Raw genomic sequence first — 17582 nt, 5'->3', positions numbered from 1 at the left:
TCGGTACGGTCGCCTGGTGAACCGTGGTGTGTGGGGCGAGGTCGTCGGCCAGCCCGAGGCGGTCGCGGTGCTGTCGGCGGCGGCCGAGGCGGCCGCGTCGATCGTGGCGGGCGGCACCCCCGCGCCGGGCGCGATGACCCACGCGTGGCTGTTCACCGGGCCGCCGGGGTCCGGGCACGTCGACGCGGCGCGGTCGTTCGCCGCGGCGCTCCAGTGCGCGGTGACGGACGACCGGCCGGGCTGCGGCACGTGCGCCGGGTGCCACACGACGCTGGCCGGCACGCACGCCGACGTGCGCGTGGTCGCGCCGGAGGGCCTGTCGATCTCGGTGGCCGAGATGCGGTCGCTGGTCCAGGTGTCCGCGCGGCGGCCGACGTCCGGGCGCTGGCAGGTGGTGCTCGTCACCGAGGCGGACCGGCTCACCGAGGGCGCGGCGAACGCGCTGCTCAAGGCCGTGGAGGAGCCGCCGGAGCGGACCGTGTTCCTGCTGTGCGCGCCGTCGGGCCACCCGCACGACGTGTCGGTGACCATCCGGTCGCGGTGCCGCGTGGTGTCGCTGGGCACGCCCCGGCCCGCGGCCATCGCCTCCGCGCTGGCGGAGGAGGGCCTGTCGCCCGAGGTGGCCTCGTGGGCGGCCTCGGTGTGCGGCGGGCACGTGGGGCGGGCGCGGCGGCTGGCGACCGACGAGGCCGTGCGGGCGCGGCGCGAGTCCGTGCTGCGCATCCCGCTCGCGCTGCGCCGTCCCGCGGACGTCTTCACGTGCGCCGACCAGCTCGTCAACGCCGCCGAGGCGGACGCGGTGAGCGCGCACGAGGGGCGTGACGTGGCCGAGCGCGAGGCGCTGGAGACGGCCATGGGCGCGGGCGGCACCGGCAAGGGCACGGCGGCCGCGACCAGGGGCGCGAAGGGCGCGATCAAGGACCTGGAGAAGCGGCAGAAGTCGCGGGCCACCCGCACCCAGCGCGACTCGCTCGACCAGGCCCTGATCGACCTGGCCGCGTTCTACCGGGACGTGCTGGTCACCTCCTCGGGCGCGCGGGCCGTGCTGAACCACCCGGACCGGGCCGACGACGCGCGGCGGGCCGCGGAGGCGTGGACGCCCGAGTCGGCGCTGCGCCGGCTGGAGGCGGTGCTGGGCTGCCGGACCGCGCTGGAGCGCAACGTCAAGCCGCGCATCGCGGTCGAGGCCATGCTCGTCGCGCTCCAGCGCGGCTGACGCCGGTCTCAGCCCGACGGGGGCCGCTCGGTCGACCGGGCCGGGACGGCGCGGCGGGCGGGCAGGGCGGCGACCAGCACGACGCCGAGCAGCAGCAGGGCGGTGCCGGTCCAGAAGATCGGGACCGTCTTGTACGCCGCGTTGGTGTAGGCGAGCTGCTGCTTCGGCGGCGCGGCCTGGCCGCCACCGCCCGGTTCCGGCTGGGTGGGCGTGGGCGCGCCGCACACCACCCCGCCGGTCGGGGCGGCCGCGCGCACGATCTGCTCACCCAGGGACACCTGCGCCAACGCCGACGGCAGGTTCGGCAGCCCGAGGGCATCGGTCGGCAGCAGCTGGAGGTCGAGCAGGCGCGCGGTCGCCCCGAGCATGAACCCCTTGATGGCGGGGCCGCCCTGCTGGAGCGGGCCGTCGATGACCTGCTCCTTCCGGTTGAACTGGGCGACCTGGAGCCGCAGGACGCCGATGTCGAGGGCGTCGCCGAGGTCGCCGACCAGGGGCAGGTCCCGGCCGGGCAGGACGCCGATCGGCACGTCGAGACCCGGGTTGGCGGCGTCGAGCGTGCCCAGTTCCCGGCCGCCCTGGCTGACCCTCAGCACGGGGGCGCTGTAGGTGACGGTCGAGGTGGCCGGGTCACCGGTGGACAGGGCGGTGAGCGAGGGCTGGGAGACCACGTCGACGCGCAGCTCCGCCGGGGTGCCCTGGAGCAGGCGGATGCTCGCCGCCTGGAGCGTGGAGGTGGACTTGACGGCCTTGTTCGCGCTGCCCGGCAGGTCGACCAGCTCGACCTTGGAGTTGGCGCCGAGGGTGTCCGGGAGGCTGAGCAGCGAGCCGTTCGCGCCGCTGTCGGGTGTGCCGGAGAGCAGGCCTCCGAGCCTGCTGAGCGGGCCGGCGAGCTGCTTGAGGTCGTCGACCAGGGACCGCTTCGCGCCCTCGTCCAGCTTGGGCGTGTCCTGGGTGAGCATCCCGGTCAGGTCCTGCGAGCTCGGCAGGGTCGGGATGGCGTTGAGCACGCTCAGGCTCGCCACGGAGGTCCTGGCGTCCGCGACCGGGCTCACGCACGGGCCCAGTTCGTCGTGCCACCGGGCGTGCGCGCTGCCGTTGAGCAGGCCGACCTTGAGCAGGGCGTCCAGCGGGGTGGCGGGCGGGGCGAGGACGCCGGCGAGGGGCTCGGCGTTGTCCGGCGAGGCGGTCTGGACGAGCGTGCCGGGCGTCTGGGGCGCGCGGCCCTGGACGGCGAACCCGAGCGGCGACGCCTGGGCGACCGCGCGCTCGTAGCTGAGGAACGCCTCGGTGTTGGCCTGGGCGCTGGCCAGCCCGACCCCGATCTCGGCGGCCGACTGCTCGGGCAGCTGCTCGCCGAAGCCGGGCAGGATCGAGTTGGTCGGCGTCGAGCCCGGCGCGAGCCGCACCACCGCCAGCCCGGTGCCCGCGTCGCCGATCGCGTGGGTGACCAGCTCGGGTCCCGAGGACGCGGGCGGCTGACCGGGGTTTTGCGGCGCCGGCACCGGGGTGGTGACCACGGGTTGGGCGAAGGCGGGGGAGGCGGTGAGCGCGACCAGCAGGGCGGCGGCGGGCAGGGCCAACGGGCGCATGTGGTCTGGTACCTCCCGTGACGGCGGCGTCAGCTGTGGCGGACACGTGCATCCGTCACGTTCGGGGTAACGACCGACCCCCCGGTCAGGTGACGCCGGCGCTTCGGCTATAGTTGTCACGTCTCGCCGCCTTAGCTCAGTCGGCCAGAGCGGCTCACTCGTAATGAGCAGGTCATCGGTTCGATTCCGATAGGCGGCTCGCGAGATCCGAAGGCCCCGGACCCCGGTCCGGGGCCTTCGTCGTGCCGGTCCTCGGCGCGGGAGGTTGCCAGGCTGCTCCATCGGGGTGACACTTCTGCCATCGGCGTCAGGGTCGGGCGACCGTGCCGTTGCCAGCCTGGAGGTGATCGCCAATGGGCACGATGATCCTGGTGACGGTGCTCGCCCTGCCGTTAGCGGTGGTGGCGGCGAGGGTCGGGCGGCGGCGGTGGGTGAGGCCGCGGGGCCGGACCGAGCTGTTCCGGCACCGGGTGCTCGGTGACGAGCCGAGCGGGGGCCACCTCATCCGGTCCTGACGGCGGCCGGCGTCGGCGCGGCGCTCCTGGTGACCAGGCCGCCGTAGCGGCGGGCGTACTCGATCCGCACCTCGGCGGGCGTGCCGACGATGGCGAACGCGTGCAGCACCTCGTCGGGCACGAGGCCGGCCATCTCGTCCCACCGCCCGTCCAGGGACAGCAGGTGCAGCTCCTCGTGCAGGTCGCCCCAGCCGTGCAGGTCCAGGACCTTGCGGTAGGCGGGGGTGGAGCCGTAGAACGCGATCAGCCGCCTGATCCCGGTCACCGACCGGTCGTCGTAGGCGATCAGGGAGGGCCCCTGGACCTCCAGGGGCGGCAACCCGTCCGCCTTGGCCCGGCCTCGGGCCAGGGCCGGGAGGGTGACCTCGCGCAGGTACCGCTCGGTGGTGAAGCTGTGGCACAGGAAGCCGTCCGCGACCTCGCCCGCGACCTCGGTCATCAGCTCGCCGACGCCGGCCAGCCACACGGAGGGGTTGCCGAAGGGGTTGGGGCCCGGGTTGAACACCGGTGTCATCAGCGTGTGGGTGTAGAACTCGCCGCGGAACCCGAGCTGCCCGCGCGTGGCCCAGCAGTGCCAGATCGCGCGCATCGCGAGCACGAACTCGCGCATCCGCGCCGCCGGTCGTGACCACGGCATCCCGAACCGGTTGGAGACGTGCGCCTCCACCTGGGTGCCCAGGCCCAGGTGGAACCGGCCGCAGGAGAGCAGCTGGAGGTCGTTGGCCGCCATCGCGGTGGTCATCGGGTTGCGCGCGAACGCCACCGCGACGGCCGTGCCCAGGTCCAGCTCCACCTCGCCCGCGACGCGGCCCAGCGCGATGAACGGGTCGCGGGAGGTCTCGGCCACCCAGAACCCGTCGCAGCCGTCCTCCTCGGCGGTGCGCGCGAGGTCGAGCACCCTCGTCGGGTTCGGGCTGACTTCCAGGCGGTCGGTCTTCACGGCGCGGAAGCTACTGGCGCGCCGGGGTGTCCGGGCGGTCGCCGGACGGGCGCGTCGCGATCATCAGCGGATCGGGCGACGGCGGGGCGCCGCTCACCCGGTCCTGAGCACGGGCGCGGCGACCCTGGTGACCACGTCGCCGTAGCGGCGGGCGTACTCGGCCCGCACCTCGGCGGGCGTGCCGACGACGGCGAACGCGTGCAGCACCTCGTCGGTGACCGCGTCGGCCATCCCGGTCCACTCCCCGCGCCGGGACATCCGGTGCAGCTCCTCGTGCAGGTCGCCCCAGCCGTGCAGGTCCAGGACCTTGCGGTAGGCGGGGGTGGAGCCGTAGAACGCGATCTGCCTGCGGACCTCCGCGACCGACAGGTCGTCGTGGGCGACCAGGGACGGGCCCAGGACCTCGACGTCCGCCGCGTGACCCGCCTTGGCCCGGCCTCGGGCCAGGGCGGGCAGGGTGACCTCGCGGAGGTACCGCTCGGTGGTGAAGTTGTGGCACAGGAAGCCGTCCGCCACTTCGCCCGCGACCTCGGTCATCAGCTCGCCGACGCCGGCCAGCCACACGGAGGGGTTGCCGAAGGGGTTGGGCCCGGGGTCGAAGAAGGGCGTCATCAGCGTGTGCGTGTAGAACTCGCCGCGGAACCGCAGCCGGTCGCCGGTCGCCCAGCTGTGCCAGACGGCGCGGACCGCGAGCACGAACTCGCGCATCCGCGCCGCCGGCCGCGACCACGGCATCCCGAACCGCTTGGTGACGTGCGGTTCCACCTGCGAGCCCAGGCCCAGGTGGAACCGGCCGCCGGAGAGCAGCTGGAGGTCGTTGGCCAGCACGGCGGTGCTCATGGGGTTGCGCGCGAACGCGACGGCGATGGCCGTGCCCAGCTCCAGGTCGACGGCGCCGGCGACGCGGCCCAGCGCGAGGAACGGGTCGTGCCTGGTCTCGGCGACCCAGAACCCGTCGCAGCCGGCCTCCTCGGCGGCGCGGGCGGCGTCGGGGACGGTCGTCGGGTCGGGGTCGATCTCCAGCCGGTCCACCTTCACCCCGGTGAAGCTACCGCCCCGCACCGCCGGGCCCGCGTCCCGCGACGGCGGCCTCAGCGGTTCGGGCGCAGCGTCCAGACGACGGTCACCTCGCCGGTCGTGACGCCCTCGGCGTTGGTGATCGTCACGTGCACGGGGAACTCCGGCCGCGTGCCGCCCCCCAGCTCCGCCACCACGTCCGCGGCGGGCCTGCCCAGGACCGCCTCGGCGCGCAGGACGCCCAGCGCCAGCTTCCGGTAGGCGATCTCGGAGCGGACGACCAGCGGCGTGGCCCGGTCCAGGTGCGGCGCGAACGCGGCCATCACCACCGCGCCGGACGCGGTCTCGGCGACGCCGAACACCACGGCCGCGTGCGGGCCGCCGACGTGGTTGCGCAGCTCCTCCCGGTCGGGCAGCTCGGCCACCACCCGGTCGCCCCCGACCTCGACGAACTCGATGCCCGTGGTCTTCACCCACGGCACCGCCTGCTTCATCGCCTCGGCGACGAACGAGTGATCAGCGCTCATGGCCGTCATATTACCGGTCAGTAACCCGTGAGACGCGCGTCACCGGCAATTCGTTTGCCGGAACCCCGCGCGAGGTTCATGCTTGTACTCAGCAACTAGTTGGTTGCTGCAAGCAAACGGAGTGTGGGACGGTGACCCCGGTGCGTGACGAAGGGCAGGCCGACGACCTGCTGAGCGCCGACCGGCTGGGCATGGCGCTGGTGCGGATGAACAAGATGCACGCCTGCGTCGCCTCCCACCTGAGCAAGTCGGGCGTGGACAAGTCCGCGTTCATCCTGCTGGCCAACCTGAACCAGCTGGGACCCTCGCGGGCGAGCGCCCTCGCCGAAGCGGTGTTCTCGGACCCCTCCACGGTCAGCCGCCAGGTGGCGGCCCTGGTGAGGGAGGGGCTGGTCGAGCGCCGGGCCGACCCGGAGGACGGCCGCGCCAGCGTGCTGGCCGTCACCGAGGCGGGCGCCCGGCTGGTCGCCGAACGCCGCAGGCAGCGCAACGAGGCGCTGATCCGCCTGTTCGCGGACTGGGACCCGGAGGACCGGGACCGGTTCGTCGAGTACTTCGAGCGCTTCGTGGGGGACTACGAGAAAGCGCTCCCGTTTTTCATCGCTGAGGGCGGGCTGGGGCCGCGCTCAGAAGGGGAGAGATGACCATGTCGGAAGCGACAACCCGAGCGGACGCGCCGCCACCCGGCGCCGCGCTGCTCACCCACCGGCAGATCCTGACCATCCTGTCGGGCCTGCTGCTGGGGCTGTTCCTGGCCGCGCTGGACCAGATGATCGTGGCCACCGCCATGAAGACCATCGCGGACGAGCTGCACGGCCAGACCCTCCAGGCGTGGGCGACCACGGCCTACCTGATCACCGCGACGATCTCGACGCCGCTGTACGGCAAGCTGTCCGACATCTACGGCCGCAAGCCGCTGTACCTGACCGCGATCTCGCTGTTCCTCGCGGGCTCGCTGCTGTCGGGCATCGCGGGCTCGATGTACGAGCTGGCCGCGTTCCGCGCGGTCCAGGGCCTGGGCGCGGGCGGCCTGATGTCGCTGGCCATGGCGATCATGGCGGACATCACCTCGCCGCGCGAGCGCAGCCGCTACATGGGCTACTTCATGGCCGTGTTCGGCGTCTCCAGCGTGGCCGGCCCGGTCGTCGGCGGCCTGTTCGCGGGCCTGGAGACGTTCCTGGGCACGGCCGGCTGGCGCTGGGTGTTCCTGATCAACGTGCCGATCGCGCTGGTCGCGCTGGTCGTCGTGGCCAAGGTGCTGAACATCCCGCACCAGCGGGTGAACCACCGGATCGACTTCGCCGGCGCGGCCCTGCTCACCGTGGGCCTGGTGCCGCTGCTGATCGTGGCCGAGCAGGGGCGCGAGTGGGGCTGGGCGTCGACCACCTCGATCGCCCTGTGCGTGGTCGGCGTGCTCGGCCTGATCGGGTTCGTCCTCGCCGAGAAGCGCATGGGCGACGAGGCGCTGCTGCCGCTGCGGCTGTTCCGCAAGCAGACGTTCGCGCTGGGCAACGCGGTCAACTTCGTGCTCGGCCTGGGGATGTTCGGCGGCATGGTCTCGCTGCCGCTGTACCTCCAGATCGTGAAGGGCTACTCGGCCACCGAGTCGGGCCTGATGATGGTGCCGCTGACCATCGGCATCATGACCGCGGCGGGCACCAGCGGCAGCATCACCTCCAGGACCGGCCGCTACAAGGTGTTCCCGGTGGTCGGGTTCGGCGTGATGACGGTGATGCTGTTCCTGTTCAGCTTCGTCGGCCCGGACACCCCGATGTACCAGCCGCTGGCGCTGATGTTCTTCCTGGGCATCGGCCTGGGCCTGAACATGCAGACCCTGCTGGTGGCCATCCAGAACGACGCCGAGCCGCGGGACATGGGCGTGGCGACCGCCTCGGCCACGTTCTTCCGGCAGATCGGCGGCACGGTCGGCACCGCGGTGTTCCTGTCGATCCTGTTCAGCACGGTCGGCGACAAGATCGGCGAGTCGCTGCGCTCGGCGTTCGGCTCGCCGGACTTCCAGGCGGCGCTGGCCCGCCCGGAGAACCGCGAGTTCGCCGGCGCGCTCCAGGGCGGCCAGGGGTTCGACCTGGACAACACCGAGTTCCTCAACGGGCTCGACCCGGTGCTCGCCCGGCCGTTCCTCGACGGGTTCTCCGGCTCGATCGACCTGGTGTTCCTGGTCGGCTCGGTGGTCACCCTGGTCGGCTTCGTGATCGTGTGGTTCCTGCGCGAGGTGCCGCTGTCCACGCGCTCCGGCCTGGAGCGGGTGAAGGACGCCGAGTCGCCCGACGAGCCCGCCCCGATCGCGATGCACTGACGCCGGAGCGGAAGGAGGCCCGCCCCCCGATCACGGGGGCGGGCCTCCTCCTCGTCGTCCACGCGCTCAGTGCTCCTCGCCGCGCGCCACGGCGTCCTTGAGGCGCTGGTAGGAGCGGACGATCTCGGCCTCGGCCTCGGTCCGGCCCACCCAGGTGGCGCCCTCGACGCTCTTGCCCGGCTCCAGGTCCTTGTAGACCTCGAAGAAGTGCTGGATCTCCAGCCGGTAGAACTCGCTCAGGTGGTGGATGTCGCGCAGGTGCTCGCTGCGCGGGTCCTCCGCCGGCACGCAGAGCAGCTTGTCGTCGCCGCCCTTCTCGTCGGTCATCCGGAACATGCCGATGGCGCGCGCGCGGATGAGGCAGCCGGGGAACGTCGGCTCCTGGACCAGGACGAGGGCGTCGAGGGGGTCGCCGTCCTCACCGAGCGTGTCGTCGACGAACCCGTAGTCCGCCGGGTACTGAGTGGCCGTGAACAGGGTGCGGTCCAGCCGGATTCGCCCCGTCTTGTGGTCCATCTCGTACTTGTTGCGGACCCCCTTGGGGATCTCGATGGTGACGTCGAACTCCACTGCGCGGTCCTCGCTCGTTCTCGCCGTTCGTTACGCCACTAGTGTGGACTACGCCGTCTCGTCAACCCTGAGCCGAGGGTGTGACGTTGCCCGTACTCGACCGCGGAGGATCGCGTTGCCCAACGAGCCGTCCTGGCCGACCGTCGACGGCGACGACAGCAACCACGAGCCGCCGACGGTGCAGGTCAGGCGGCCGGACCCGCCCACGGTCCGGATCCCGGCCCCGGTGCCCCCGGAACGCCGCCCGCCCGCGCCCGAGCCCGCCGCGCCACCCTCGCCGCCCCCGGCGCGGCCCGCGAACGAGATCAAGTCGGAACCTGAACCGGTCCCTGAACCGATCACGGAAAGTGAAGGGGAAGCCCCGACCGCCCGGCGCCGCAAGCGCCCGGTCCTGATCGCCGCGGCCGTGCTGCTCGTGCTCGCGCTGGCCGGCACGGCGGTGGTGGGCGCGCAGCGCGGGTGGTTCGACCGGACGCCCGCCGCGACCACCGCGGCGGCGCCGCCGCCCGCGCCGGTGACGCTCGCGGTCAAGGGCGTGGGCCCCGGCGGCGCGCGGCCCACCCCGGCGGGCGTGCAATCCGTGCTGGCCGGGCCGATGGCCGACGAGCTGCTGACCCCCCTGACGGGCACGGTGATCGACCCGGCGAGCGGCCAGGTGCTGTGGAACCAGGGCGAGACCACGCCGGCGACCCCGGCGTCCACCACGAAGGTCCTGGTCGCCGCGGCCGCGCTGCTCGGCCTCGACCACGCGGCCCAGCTGTCGACCAAGGTCGTGCGGGGCGCCGAGCCCGGCACGGTGGTGCTGGTCGGCGGCGGCGACCCGACGCTGTCGCCGCTGCCCGCGGGCGAGGCCACGGTCTACCCCGGCGCGCCGACCCTCGACGACCTCGTCGCCCAGGTGCGGGCGACCGGACCGGTCACCCGGGTGCTCTACGACGCGTCGCGGTACACCGGTCCGGGGCTGGCGCCCGGCTGGGCCCCCGCCGACGTGCCCGACGGCTACGTCTCGCCGATCCAGCCGCTGATGCTCAGCGGCGGCCGCAGCGACCCGCGGATGGCCGACGTCCGGCGCACCGGGACCCCGGCCGCCGACACCGCGGCCGCGCTCGCGCAGCGGCTGGGCGTGACGTCGGTCGCCGCCGGCGCCGCGCCGGAGGGCGCCGAGGTGCTCGGCGAGGTCAAGTCCGTGCCGGTGGGGCAGCTGGTCGAGAACATGATGCAGCTGTCCGACAACGTGCTCGGCGAGACGCTGTCCCGCGAGGTGGCGATCGTCCGCGGCGCGGAGCCGTCGTTCGCGGGCGGCGCGCAGGCGGTGCGGGACGTGCTCACCGAGAACGGGTTCGACCTCACCGGGGCCGCGTTCGAGGACGGCAGCGGGCTGTCGCCGAACAACAAGCTGCCCTCGCGGCTGCTCGCGGACATCCTCGCCGCGGCGGCCGGGCCCGACACCGCCGACCCGAAGACCGCGGAGCTGCGGCCGCTGCTGACCGCGCTGCCGGTGGCGGGCGGCAGCGGCACCCTGGCCGGCCGGTTCGCCGAGCGCGGCACCGGGGGACGCGGCTGGGTCCGCGCCAAGACCGGCACGCTGACCAGCGTGAACTCCCTGGCCGGCGTGGTGCTGGACACCGACGGGCGGCTGCTGGTGTTCGCGTTCATGTCGCTCAGCGGCGACGACACGACGAAGGTGCGCGGCGCGCTGGACCAGATGGCGGCGGCCCTGCGCACCTGCGGCTGCTAGGCGCGGGAGTGTCGCCCGACCGGGTCCGCGCCGGTAGCGTCAACGGGGTGAACCCGGCGACGCAGGACCGCAGCGCCCCGAGCGGGCAGGCCCCAGGCAACCGGACCACGGTCGACTGGGACCTGGCCGTCACCACCGCGACCAAGCTCCTCAGCCCCGGGCCGGTGGTGCCCAGGGCCGAGGCCGACGTGGCCGTGCACCGGCTGCGCGAGCTGGCCGTCGACGCCGAGGCGCACGTGCGCGAGCTGACCGGCCTCGGGCACGGCCTGCCGCTCAAGCCCGGCGAGGTCGTGGACCGGCCCGGCTGGGTGCGGGCCGCCGTGCAGGGCCTCGCCGCGCTGACCGACGGCGCGCTGCCCCGGCAGTCCGGCGCGCTCGGCGGTGTCCTGGCGGGCACGGCGGGCGTGCAGGCGGGCGTGGTCGTCGCGTTCCTCAGCGGCCGGGTGCTCGGCCAGTACGACCCGTTCTCCGACGGCGGCAGGCTGCTGCTCGTGGCGCCCAACATCGTCGGCGCCCAGCGGTCCCTGGACGTGCCCGGCGAGGAGTTCAGCATGTGGGTGTGCCTGCACGAGGGCACCCACCGGCTCCAGTTCACCGCCGTGCCGTGGCTCGCCGAGCACTTCTCGGGCCTGGTGGAGACCCTGCTCGGCACCATGGACGAGGGCTCCTCGCCGCGCCTGCGCGACCTGCCCAAGCGGCTGCGCGAGGCGGGCGGCGTGGTCGACCTGCTCCAGACCCCCGCCCAGCGGGACGTGCTGGACCGGCTGCTCGCCCTGTCCACGCTGCTGGAGGGGCACGCCGACCACGTGATGGACGCCGTCGGCCCGGACGTGGTGCCGTCGGTCCGCGTCATCCGCGAGCGCTTCACCGCCCGCCGCAAGGGCGGCGGCTTGCTCGACCGGGTGCTGCGCACGCTGCTCGGCGTCGAGGCCAAGGTCCGGCAGTACGCCGAGGGCGCGGCGTTCACCGGGCACGTGGTCGACGCGGTCGGCATGGAGCGCTTCAACACCGTCTGGACCGGCCCGGAGACCCTGCCGACGCGCGCCGAGATCGCCGACCCGGCCTCCTGGCTGCGCCGCGTCCAGCCGTGAGGCGCGTGCCGTGAACGGCCCGCTGGCCGAGGTGCGCGTGGCCGTGCGGAGGTTCCTGGACGAGCACCGCCCGGAGGCGGTCACCGTGGCGGTGAGCGGCGGCGCGGACTCGCTCGCGCTGGCCGCCGTCACCGCGCGGCTGACCGCGGCACGGGCGGTCGTGGTCGACCACGGCCTCCAGGACGGCTCGGCGCGGGTCGCCGACGACGCCGCGCGGACCTGCCGCGACCTGGGCCTGGACGCCGAGGTGCGCCGGGTCGAGGTCACCGGTCCGGGTGGTCCTGAGGCCGCCGCCCGGCGGGCCAGGTACGCGGCGCTGAGACCGGGGCGCGGGCTGGTGCTGCTCGGCCACACCCGGGACGACCAGGCCGAGACCGTGCTGCTCGGCCTCGGCCGCGGCTCGGGGCCGCGCAGCATCGCCGGGATGCGCCCGCACGACCCGCCGTGGGGCCGCCCGCTGCTGGGCGTGCCCAGGGCCACCACCGCCGCCGCCTGCGCCGAGCTGGGCCTCGTCCCGTGGCAGGACCCGCACAACGAGGACCCCCGCTACACCAGGGTCCGGCTGCGCCGGGAGGTGCTGCCGCTGCTGGAGGACGTGCTCCAGGGCGGTGTCGCGGACGCCCTCGCCCGCACCGCCGCCCAGCTGCGGGAGGACAACGACGCCCTGGACGAGCTGGCCGAGGCGTTCGACGGCGACTGCTGCGCCGTGGCCGAGATCGAGCCCCTGCCCGCCGCCCTGCGCCGGCGCGTGCTGCGGCGGTGGCTGCTCCAGCAGGACGTGCCCGAGTTGTCCGACTCGCACCTCCGGAGGGTGGACGCCCTTGTGGGGGACTGGCGAGGTCAGGGCGGGGTGTGGTTGCCGGGCGGCTTTGTGGCGCGGCGCGCGCATGGCAGGCTGGACGTGGAACCAGTGCAGGCATGACCAAAGGGGAACCGTCCGTGTACGACGGCGACATCAGCTCCGTCCTCATCACCGAGCAGGAGATCAGCGACAAGGTGGCCGAGCTGGCCAACAAGGTCGCCGCCGACTACCCCGCCGACCGCGAGCACGACCTGGTCCTGATCACCGTGCTCAAGGGCGCGGTCATGTTCATGACCGACCTGGCGCGGGCCCTGCCGGTGCCGGTGCAGCTGGAGTTCATGGCGGTGAGCTCCTACGGCTCGTCGACCTCGTCCTCCGGCGTGGTGCGCATCCTCAAGGACCTCGACCGCGACATCGCCGACCGCGACGTGGTCATCGTCGAGGACATCATCGACTCCGGCCTGACCCTGTCGTGGCTGCTCAAGAACCTGGCGTCGCGCAAGCCGCGGTCGCTGGAGGTGTGCACGCTGCTGCGCAAGCCGGACGCGGTCAAGGTCGAGGTGCCGGTGAAGTACGTGGGCTTCGAGATCCCCAACGAGTTCGTGGTCGGCTACGGCCTGGACTACGCCGAGCGCTACCGCGACCTGCCGTACATCGGCACGCTGGACCCGAAGGTTTACTCAGCGTAGAACTGCCGCTCCTCCGTCGCGGCGGCTCGGCCGCCGGGAAGTCGGCCTCGGCGGGCCGGTATCAGCAATTCGGCCGGCAGCGGCGTTGTGAGATGGCGTCCAGCAGCACGCCGCGGATGTCCTCCGGCTCCATGGCCTGGTAGGCCTTGCCGCCGGTGGCCTCGGCGATCTGCTTGAGCGCGTCCATGTCGGCGTCCTGCCCCAGGCCCACCATCATCATCGGCACGGGCCGGGCCGGGTCGGCTTCCTCGCGCAGCGCGGTCAGCAGCGAGGGCAGGTCGATGCTGGAGATGTCGTCGTTGCTGCCGTCGGTCATCAGCGTGACCGAGTTGATCATCGACGGGTCGTAGGTCCGCTGCACGTGGCGGAACGCGGCCAGCACCGTGTCGTTCAGCGCGGTGCCGCCGCCGACCAGCGCGGGCAGGCCGCCCGCGCCCTTCTGGAGCTGCACGCGCCGCGGCGCGCCCGCGATCGGCTCGCCCAGCGGCCCGATCGGCACCAGCTCGATCCAGTCGTTCGGCGGCTTCTTGTTCGTCGAGAACGCCCACAGGCCGATCTCCGAGGTGTCCGGCAGCATGCCCAGGGCGGTCAGCGCGGCCTCCTTGGCCGCGTCGACCCTGGTCTGGCCGTTGCTCGTGGTCTCGGCCATGGAGCCGGACACGTCCAGCACGGCCAGCAGCCGCGTGTCGAGGCTGACCGCGCCCCAGGTGCGCAGCAGCTCGGAGACCTCGTCGGGTGACGGCGTGCCCAGCGTGGCCACGTCGTCGCCGCGGACGCCGTCGACCTCGTTGGTCCAGCCGTCGGGCGCCTCGCCGCCGGGGGTGCGGAAGCCCTGCTCGGCGAACCGCCGGGCGGTGCCGCCGGCGCGCAGCGCCTCCTCGAAGCCGTCCGCGGCGGCCGCGGTGCCCGCCGGTTCGCCGACCCGGCTCACCCGCACCACCGGGAAGTCGAACGCGACCGTGCCCTCCGCGGGGTAGGAGGCGACGACCCGGCGCGTGCCGGCGGCCCGGTTGGCGTCGAGCACGGACTGCTCGGAGGCGGTGAACACCGGCGCGTCCTCGGCGCCCTGCACGACCTTGCCGAACGCGTCGCGCACGGACGGCAGCGCGTCCCGGCCGACCCGCAGCAGGGCGCCGATCAGCTCGGGCTTGGGCGTGCCGTCGGGGTTGCCGAGCTGCGAGCGCACGACCGCCAGCGTGGCCAGGCCCTCGGTGGACGTGGTCGGGTCGCTCAGCGTCACCGTCACCTTCGGGTCGACGACCCGCGCCCAGCTCACGGGGGTGACGGGCCAGCCGAGCGAGGCCATCGCCCGCTCGGAGCCCGCGATCACCAGCGGCGAGGTGGCCAGCGGGTCGCGGACCTCCAGCCGCGGCGCGTCCACGCCCTGGTCGCCGGCCTGCCGCTGGGTCTCCGCCGCCCACATGGACGAGTCCGGCACCCACAGCGCGGGCGGGTTGATCTGGGCGGTGGGCAGCTCCTTGGCCACGTCGGCCGCGCCGCGCGCCTCCACCTGCACCTGGACGCACTTGCCGTCCACCACGGGCTGGGTGGCCAGGTAGTCGTCGGCGGCGCCCCGGACGACCTCCTCGACCGCGGGCGTGACCGCGACCTTGAGCGGGAGGGTGCCCCGGCACTCGGGACCGCTGGTGGCCTGGATCGCCACGACGGCCGCGCCGGCGGCCGCCACGACGCCGAGCAGCGCGCCGACCGGCAGGGCGACGCGGCGGAGGCGACCGGGGGTCGCTCGGTTGCGCGCTGGCATGTTGTTCACACCTTCGCTCGGTGTTCACCCGGTTGGGCGCTACAGGGAACTGGCGGTAGTTGCCGAGGATGACACGCGTTGCTCACATGACAACCTCTCGTGTCCCATGTCACCCGAGTGCTGCTCATGTCCTCGCTACCTGCTGGTAACGCACCACCCCCGGTGAGTGTTACGGACCCGGACCCGAACCGGTTCACCCCCGGCGCCCCTCCCGGCTGAACCGGTTCGACCTGCGATCCGTGTCCGCGGTCACCGGGTATCCCGGGCCGGGAACACCGGGCGGCCCCCGCCCGTTGGTCCGGCAAGACACGACGGGTCCCGCACGCGGAGCACTCCGCCCGAGCACGGGCGGTAGGCTGGTCGGACGGGTGTGCCCGTCCGCGCCCGTCGACAAGTCAGGGAGGGTCGAGGCCGCCCGCCGGCCGTAAGTGCATGGACCGCAAGCGCCTGCTTCGCAACCCGCTGCTGTGGATCGTGGCGGTGTTGCTGCTCTTCTACGCCTTCAACGTGCTCTTCGACGACAACCGGGGCTACACCCCGATCAAGACGTCCCAGGCACTGCAACAGATCAGGGACGGCCAGGTCAAGGAAGCCACGATCGAGGACAAGGAGCAGCTGCTCAAGCTCACCCTCAACGACGGGGTGACCGTCGAGGGCAGCAACCGCGTGCGGGCGCAGTTCCCGGCGAGCTCCACGGACGAGATCTTCACCATCCTCGACGAGGCGCCCAACGACCCCGTCCTGGAGACCAAGGTCACCCAGGACTCGTTCCTGATGCAGATGCTGCTGTACCTGGTCCCGCTGGGCCTGCTGCTGCTCCTGCTGATGTGGATGATGAACAACGCCCAGGGCGGCGGCAACCGCGTCCTCAACTTCGGCAAGTCCAAGGCCAAGCAGCTCTCCAAGGACATGCCCAAGACGACGTTCGCCGACGTGGCGGGCGCCGAGGAGGCGGTCGAGGAGCTCTACGAGATCAAGGACTTCCTCCAGAACCCGGGCCGCTACCAGGCCCTGGGCGCCAAGATCCCCAAGGGCGTGCTGCTCTACGGGCCGCCCGGCACCGGCAAGACGCTGCTCGCGCGCGCCGTGGCCGGCGAGGCCGGGGTGCCGTTCTACTCGATCTCCGGCTCCGACTTCGTCGAGATGTTCGTCGGCGTCGGCGCCTCGCGCGTGCGCGACCTGTTCGAGCAGGCCAAGCAGAACGCGCCCTGCATCATCTTCGTGGACGAGATCGACGCGGTGGGTCGCCACCGCGGCGCCGGCATGGGCGGCGGCCACGACGAGCGCGAGCAGACGCTGAACCAGCTGCTCGTCGAGATGGACGGCTTCGACTCCCGCGGCGGCATCATCCTGATCGCGGCGACCAACCGGCCGGACATCCTCGACCCGGCGCTGCTGCGGCCGGGCCGCTTCGACCGGCAGATCCCGGTGTCCGTGCCCGACCTCAAGGGTCGCAAGCAGATCCTGCGCGTGCACTCCAAGGGCAAGCCGCTGGCCCCGGACGCCGAGATGGACGGCCTGGCCAAGCGCACCGTCGGGTTCTCCGGCGCCGACCTGGCCAACGTGATCAACGAGGCCGCCCTGCTGACCGCCCGCCAGAACGGCACCGTCATCACCAACGCCGCCCTGGAGGAGTCGGTCGACCGCGTGATCGGCGGTCCGGCCCGCAAGAGCCGGATCATCTCCGAGAAGGAGAAGAAGATCACCGCCTACCACGAGGCCGGGCACGCCCTGGCCGCGTGGGCGATGCCGGACATCGACCCGGTCTACAAGGTCACGATCCTGGCCCGCGGCCGGACGGGTGGTCACACCCTGTCCGTCCCCGAGGAGGACAAGGACCTGATGACCAGGTCGGAGATGATCGCCCGGCTGGTGTTCGCGCTGGGTGGCCGCTCCGCCGAGGAGCTGGTCTTCCACGAGCCGACCACGGGCGCGTCCAACGACATCGAGCAGGCGACCAAGATCGCCCGCGCGATGGTCACCGAGTACGGCATGTCCGCCCGGCTGGGCGCGGTCAAGTACGGCCAGGAGGGCGGCGAGCCGTTCCTCGGCCGCACCGCGGGCAGGCAGGCCGACTACTCGCTGGAGGTCGCGCACGAGATCGACGAGGAGGTGCGCGAGCTGATCGAGGCCGCGCACACCGAGGCGTACGAGGTGCTCAACACCTACCGCGACGTGCTCGACGCGCTGACCCTGGAGCTGATCGAGAAGGAGACCCTGCACCAGAAGGACCTGGAGCGGGTCTTCGCCTCGGTCGAGAAGCGGCCCCGGATCACCAAGTTCAACGAGTTCGGCAACCGCACCCCGTCGGACAAGCCGCCGGTCAAGACCCCGGCGGAACTGGCCAAGGAGCGCGGCGAGCCGTGGCCGCCCGCGATCGAGGACGTGCTCGACGCGGAGCCCTCCGCGCCGGACCCGACGCCCGCGCCGCCGGTCAACCCGAACGGGCCCAACGGCCCGAACGGCAGCAACGGCGCGCAGTACCCGCAGCCGCACCAGCAGCCGGCGCAGCCCGGCCAGCAGTACGGCGGCCAGTCGTACGGCGGCCAGCAGTACCAGGGCCAGCCGTACGGTGGGCAGCAGCCGCAGCCCCAGCCGTACGGGGGGCAGCAGCCCCAGCCCCAGCCGCCGCACGCGCCGTCGGCCGTCCCGCCGAACTACGGCGCGCCGCCCGGGTGGACCCCGGCGACCGCGCCGGGTGGCGGGGTGGCCCAGCCGCCGTGGCAGCCCCAGCCGGAGCAGCCGCAGGACGCCGAGGCCGGCAAGCGGAACTTCGAGACGGATCCGGACAACCGCACGTGACCGA

At 73.4% G+C, this 17582-nt stretch carries 15 protein-coding genes and 1 tRNA gene; 10 read left to right on the top strand and 6 right to left on the bottom strand.

Annotation, left to right across the window (positions count from 1 at the left end):
• Positions 1-16: 16 nt before the first annotated feature.
• Positions 17-1216, top strand: a complete 1200-nt coding sequence (locus tag ABD223_RS02325) for a DNA polymerase III subunit delta' (RefSeq protein ID WP_344034128.1) — start codon at positions 17-19, stop codon at positions 1214-1216.
• 8 nt (positions 1217-1224) lie between these two features.
• On the opposite strand, the gene ABD223_RS02320 is transcribed toward ABD223_RS02325, so the two are convergent.
• Positions 1225-2808: a hypothetical protein gene (locus tag ABD223_RS02320; protein WP_344034127.1), complete on the bottom strand. Its 1584-nt coding sequence runs from the start codon at positions 2806-2808 to the stop codon at positions 1225-1227.
• Between the two features lie 125 nt (positions 2809-2933).
• Between ABD223_RS02320 and ABD223_RS02315 the strand changes: the two genes are divergently transcribed.
• Together ABD223_RS02315 and ABD223_RS02310 are read left to right on the top strand one after the other, a co-directional pair.
• Positions 2934-3007: transfer RNA gene (locus ABD223_RS02315), tRNA-Thr, on the top strand.
• Between the two features lie 154 nt (positions 3008-3161).
• Complete coding sequence (locus tag ABD223_RS02310; RefSeq protein WP_344034126.1) at positions 3162-3323, top strand: hypothetical protein; 162 nt, start codon at positions 3162-3164, stop codon at positions 3321-3323.
• Here ABD223_RS02310 and ABD223_RS02305 read toward each other — a convergent pair.
• The 3 genes from ABD223_RS02305 to ABD223_RS02295 form a co-directional block, all read right to left on the bottom strand.
• Entirely contained in the window at positions 3310-4263 is a 954-nt protein-coding gene (locus ABD223_RS02305) for a TIGR03617 family F420-dependent LLM class oxidoreductase (protein WP_344034125.1), read from the bottom strand. The genes ABD223_RS02310 and ABD223_RS02305 overlap by 14 nt on opposite strands.
• A 93-nt stretch (positions 4264-4356) precedes the next feature.
• Positions 4357-5301: a TIGR03617 family F420-dependent LLM class oxidoreductase gene (locus ABD223_RS02300; protein ID WP_344034124.1), complete on the bottom strand. Its 945-nt coding sequence runs from the start codon at positions 5299-5301 to the stop codon at positions 4357-4359.
• A 53-nt stretch (positions 5302-5354) separates the two neighbouring features.
• Positions 5355-5807 (bottom strand): DUF4442 domain-containing protein, encoded by a 453-nt coding sequence (locus ABD223_RS02295; RefSeq protein ID WP_344034123.1) that lies wholly within the window; start codon positions 5805-5807, stop codon positions 5355-5357.
• A gap of 140 nt (positions 5808-5947) precedes the next feature.
• On the opposite strand from ABD223_RS02295, the gene ABD223_RS02290 reads away from it, so the two are divergent.
• Both ABD223_RS02290 and ABD223_RS02285 read left to right on the top strand, forming a co-directional pair.
• A complete protein-coding gene (locus tag ABD223_RS02290; protein ID WP_344034122.1) occupies positions 5948-6451 on the top strand; it encodes a MarR family winged helix-turn-helix transcriptional regulator in 504 nt (167 codons plus the stop codon).
• 2 nt (positions 6452-6453) lie between these two features.
• Positions 6454-8124, top strand: coding sequence for an MDR family MFS transporter (locus ABD223_RS02285; RefSeq protein WP_344034121.1), 1671 nt, complete (start codon positions 6454-6456; stop codon positions 8122-8124).
• Positions 8125-8190: 66 nt separating this feature from the next.
• On the opposite strand, the gene ABD223_RS02280 is transcribed toward ABD223_RS02285, so the two are convergent.
• Positions 8191-8694, bottom strand: a complete 504-nt coding sequence (locus ABD223_RS02280) for an inorganic diphosphatase (RefSeq protein WP_344034120.1) — start codon at positions 8692-8694, stop codon at positions 8191-8193.
• A 115-nt stretch (positions 8695-8809) separates the two neighbouring features.
• Here ABD223_RS02280 and dacB point away from each other — a divergent pair, with 115 nt between their 5' ends.
• Genes dacB through hpt form a run of 4 tightly spaced genes read left to right on the top strand, consistent with a single transcriptional unit; the run spans position 8810 to position 13014 of the window.
• Positions 8810-10432, top strand: coding sequence for a D-alanyl-D-alanine carboxypeptidase/D-alanyl-D-alanine endopeptidase (gene dacB / locus ABD223_RS02275; protein ID WP_344034119.1), 1623 nt, complete (start codon positions 8810-8812; stop codon positions 10430-10432).
• Positions 10433-10479: 47 nt separating this feature from the next.
• On the top strand, positions 10480-11523 hold the full coding sequence (locus ABD223_RS02270) for a zinc-dependent metalloprotease (protein ID WP_380646310.1): 1044 nt from the start codon (positions 10480-10482) through the stop codon (positions 11521-11523).
• Between the two features lie 10 nt (positions 11524-11533).
• Positions 11534-12445, top strand: coding sequence for a tRNA lysidine(34) synthetase TilS (gene tilS, locus ABD223_RS02265; protein ID WP_344034118.1), 912 nt, complete (start codon positions 11534-11536; stop codon positions 12443-12445).
• Positions 12446-12462: 17 nt separating this feature from the next.
• The gene (gene hpt / locus ABD223_RS02260; RefSeq protein ID WP_344034717.1) at positions 12463-13014 is read left to right on the top strand and encodes a hypoxanthine phosphoribosyltransferase; all 552 of its coding nucleotides are present in this window, start codon (positions 12463-12465) and stop codon (positions 13012-13014) included.
• 61 nt (positions 13015-13075) lie between these two features.
• On the opposite strand, the gene ABD223_RS02255 is transcribed toward hpt, so the two are convergent.
• Entirely contained in the window at positions 13076-14776 is a 1701-nt protein-coding gene (locus ABD223_RS02255; RefSeq protein WP_344034117.1) for a substrate-binding domain-containing protein, read from the bottom strand.
• 432 nt (positions 14777-15208) lie between these two features.
• On the opposite strand from ABD223_RS02255, the gene ftsH reads away from it, so the two are divergent.
• Positions 15209-17578, top strand: coding sequence for an ATP-dependent zinc metalloprotease FtsH (gene ftsH, locus ABD223_RS02250; protein ID WP_344034116.1), 2370 nt, complete (start codon positions 15209-15211; stop codon positions 17576-17578).
• Positions 17579-17582 lie beyond the last annotated feature (4 nt).

Source organism: Saccharothrix xinjiangensis (assembly GCF_039527585.1).
GTDB lineage: Bacteria > Actinomycetota > Actinomycetes > Mycobacteriales > Pseudonocardiaceae > Actinosynnema > Actinosynnema xinjiangensis.
The sequence above is the reverse complement of the archived record's forward strand: the minus strand, read 5'-3'. Positions and strand labels throughout refer to the sequence as shown.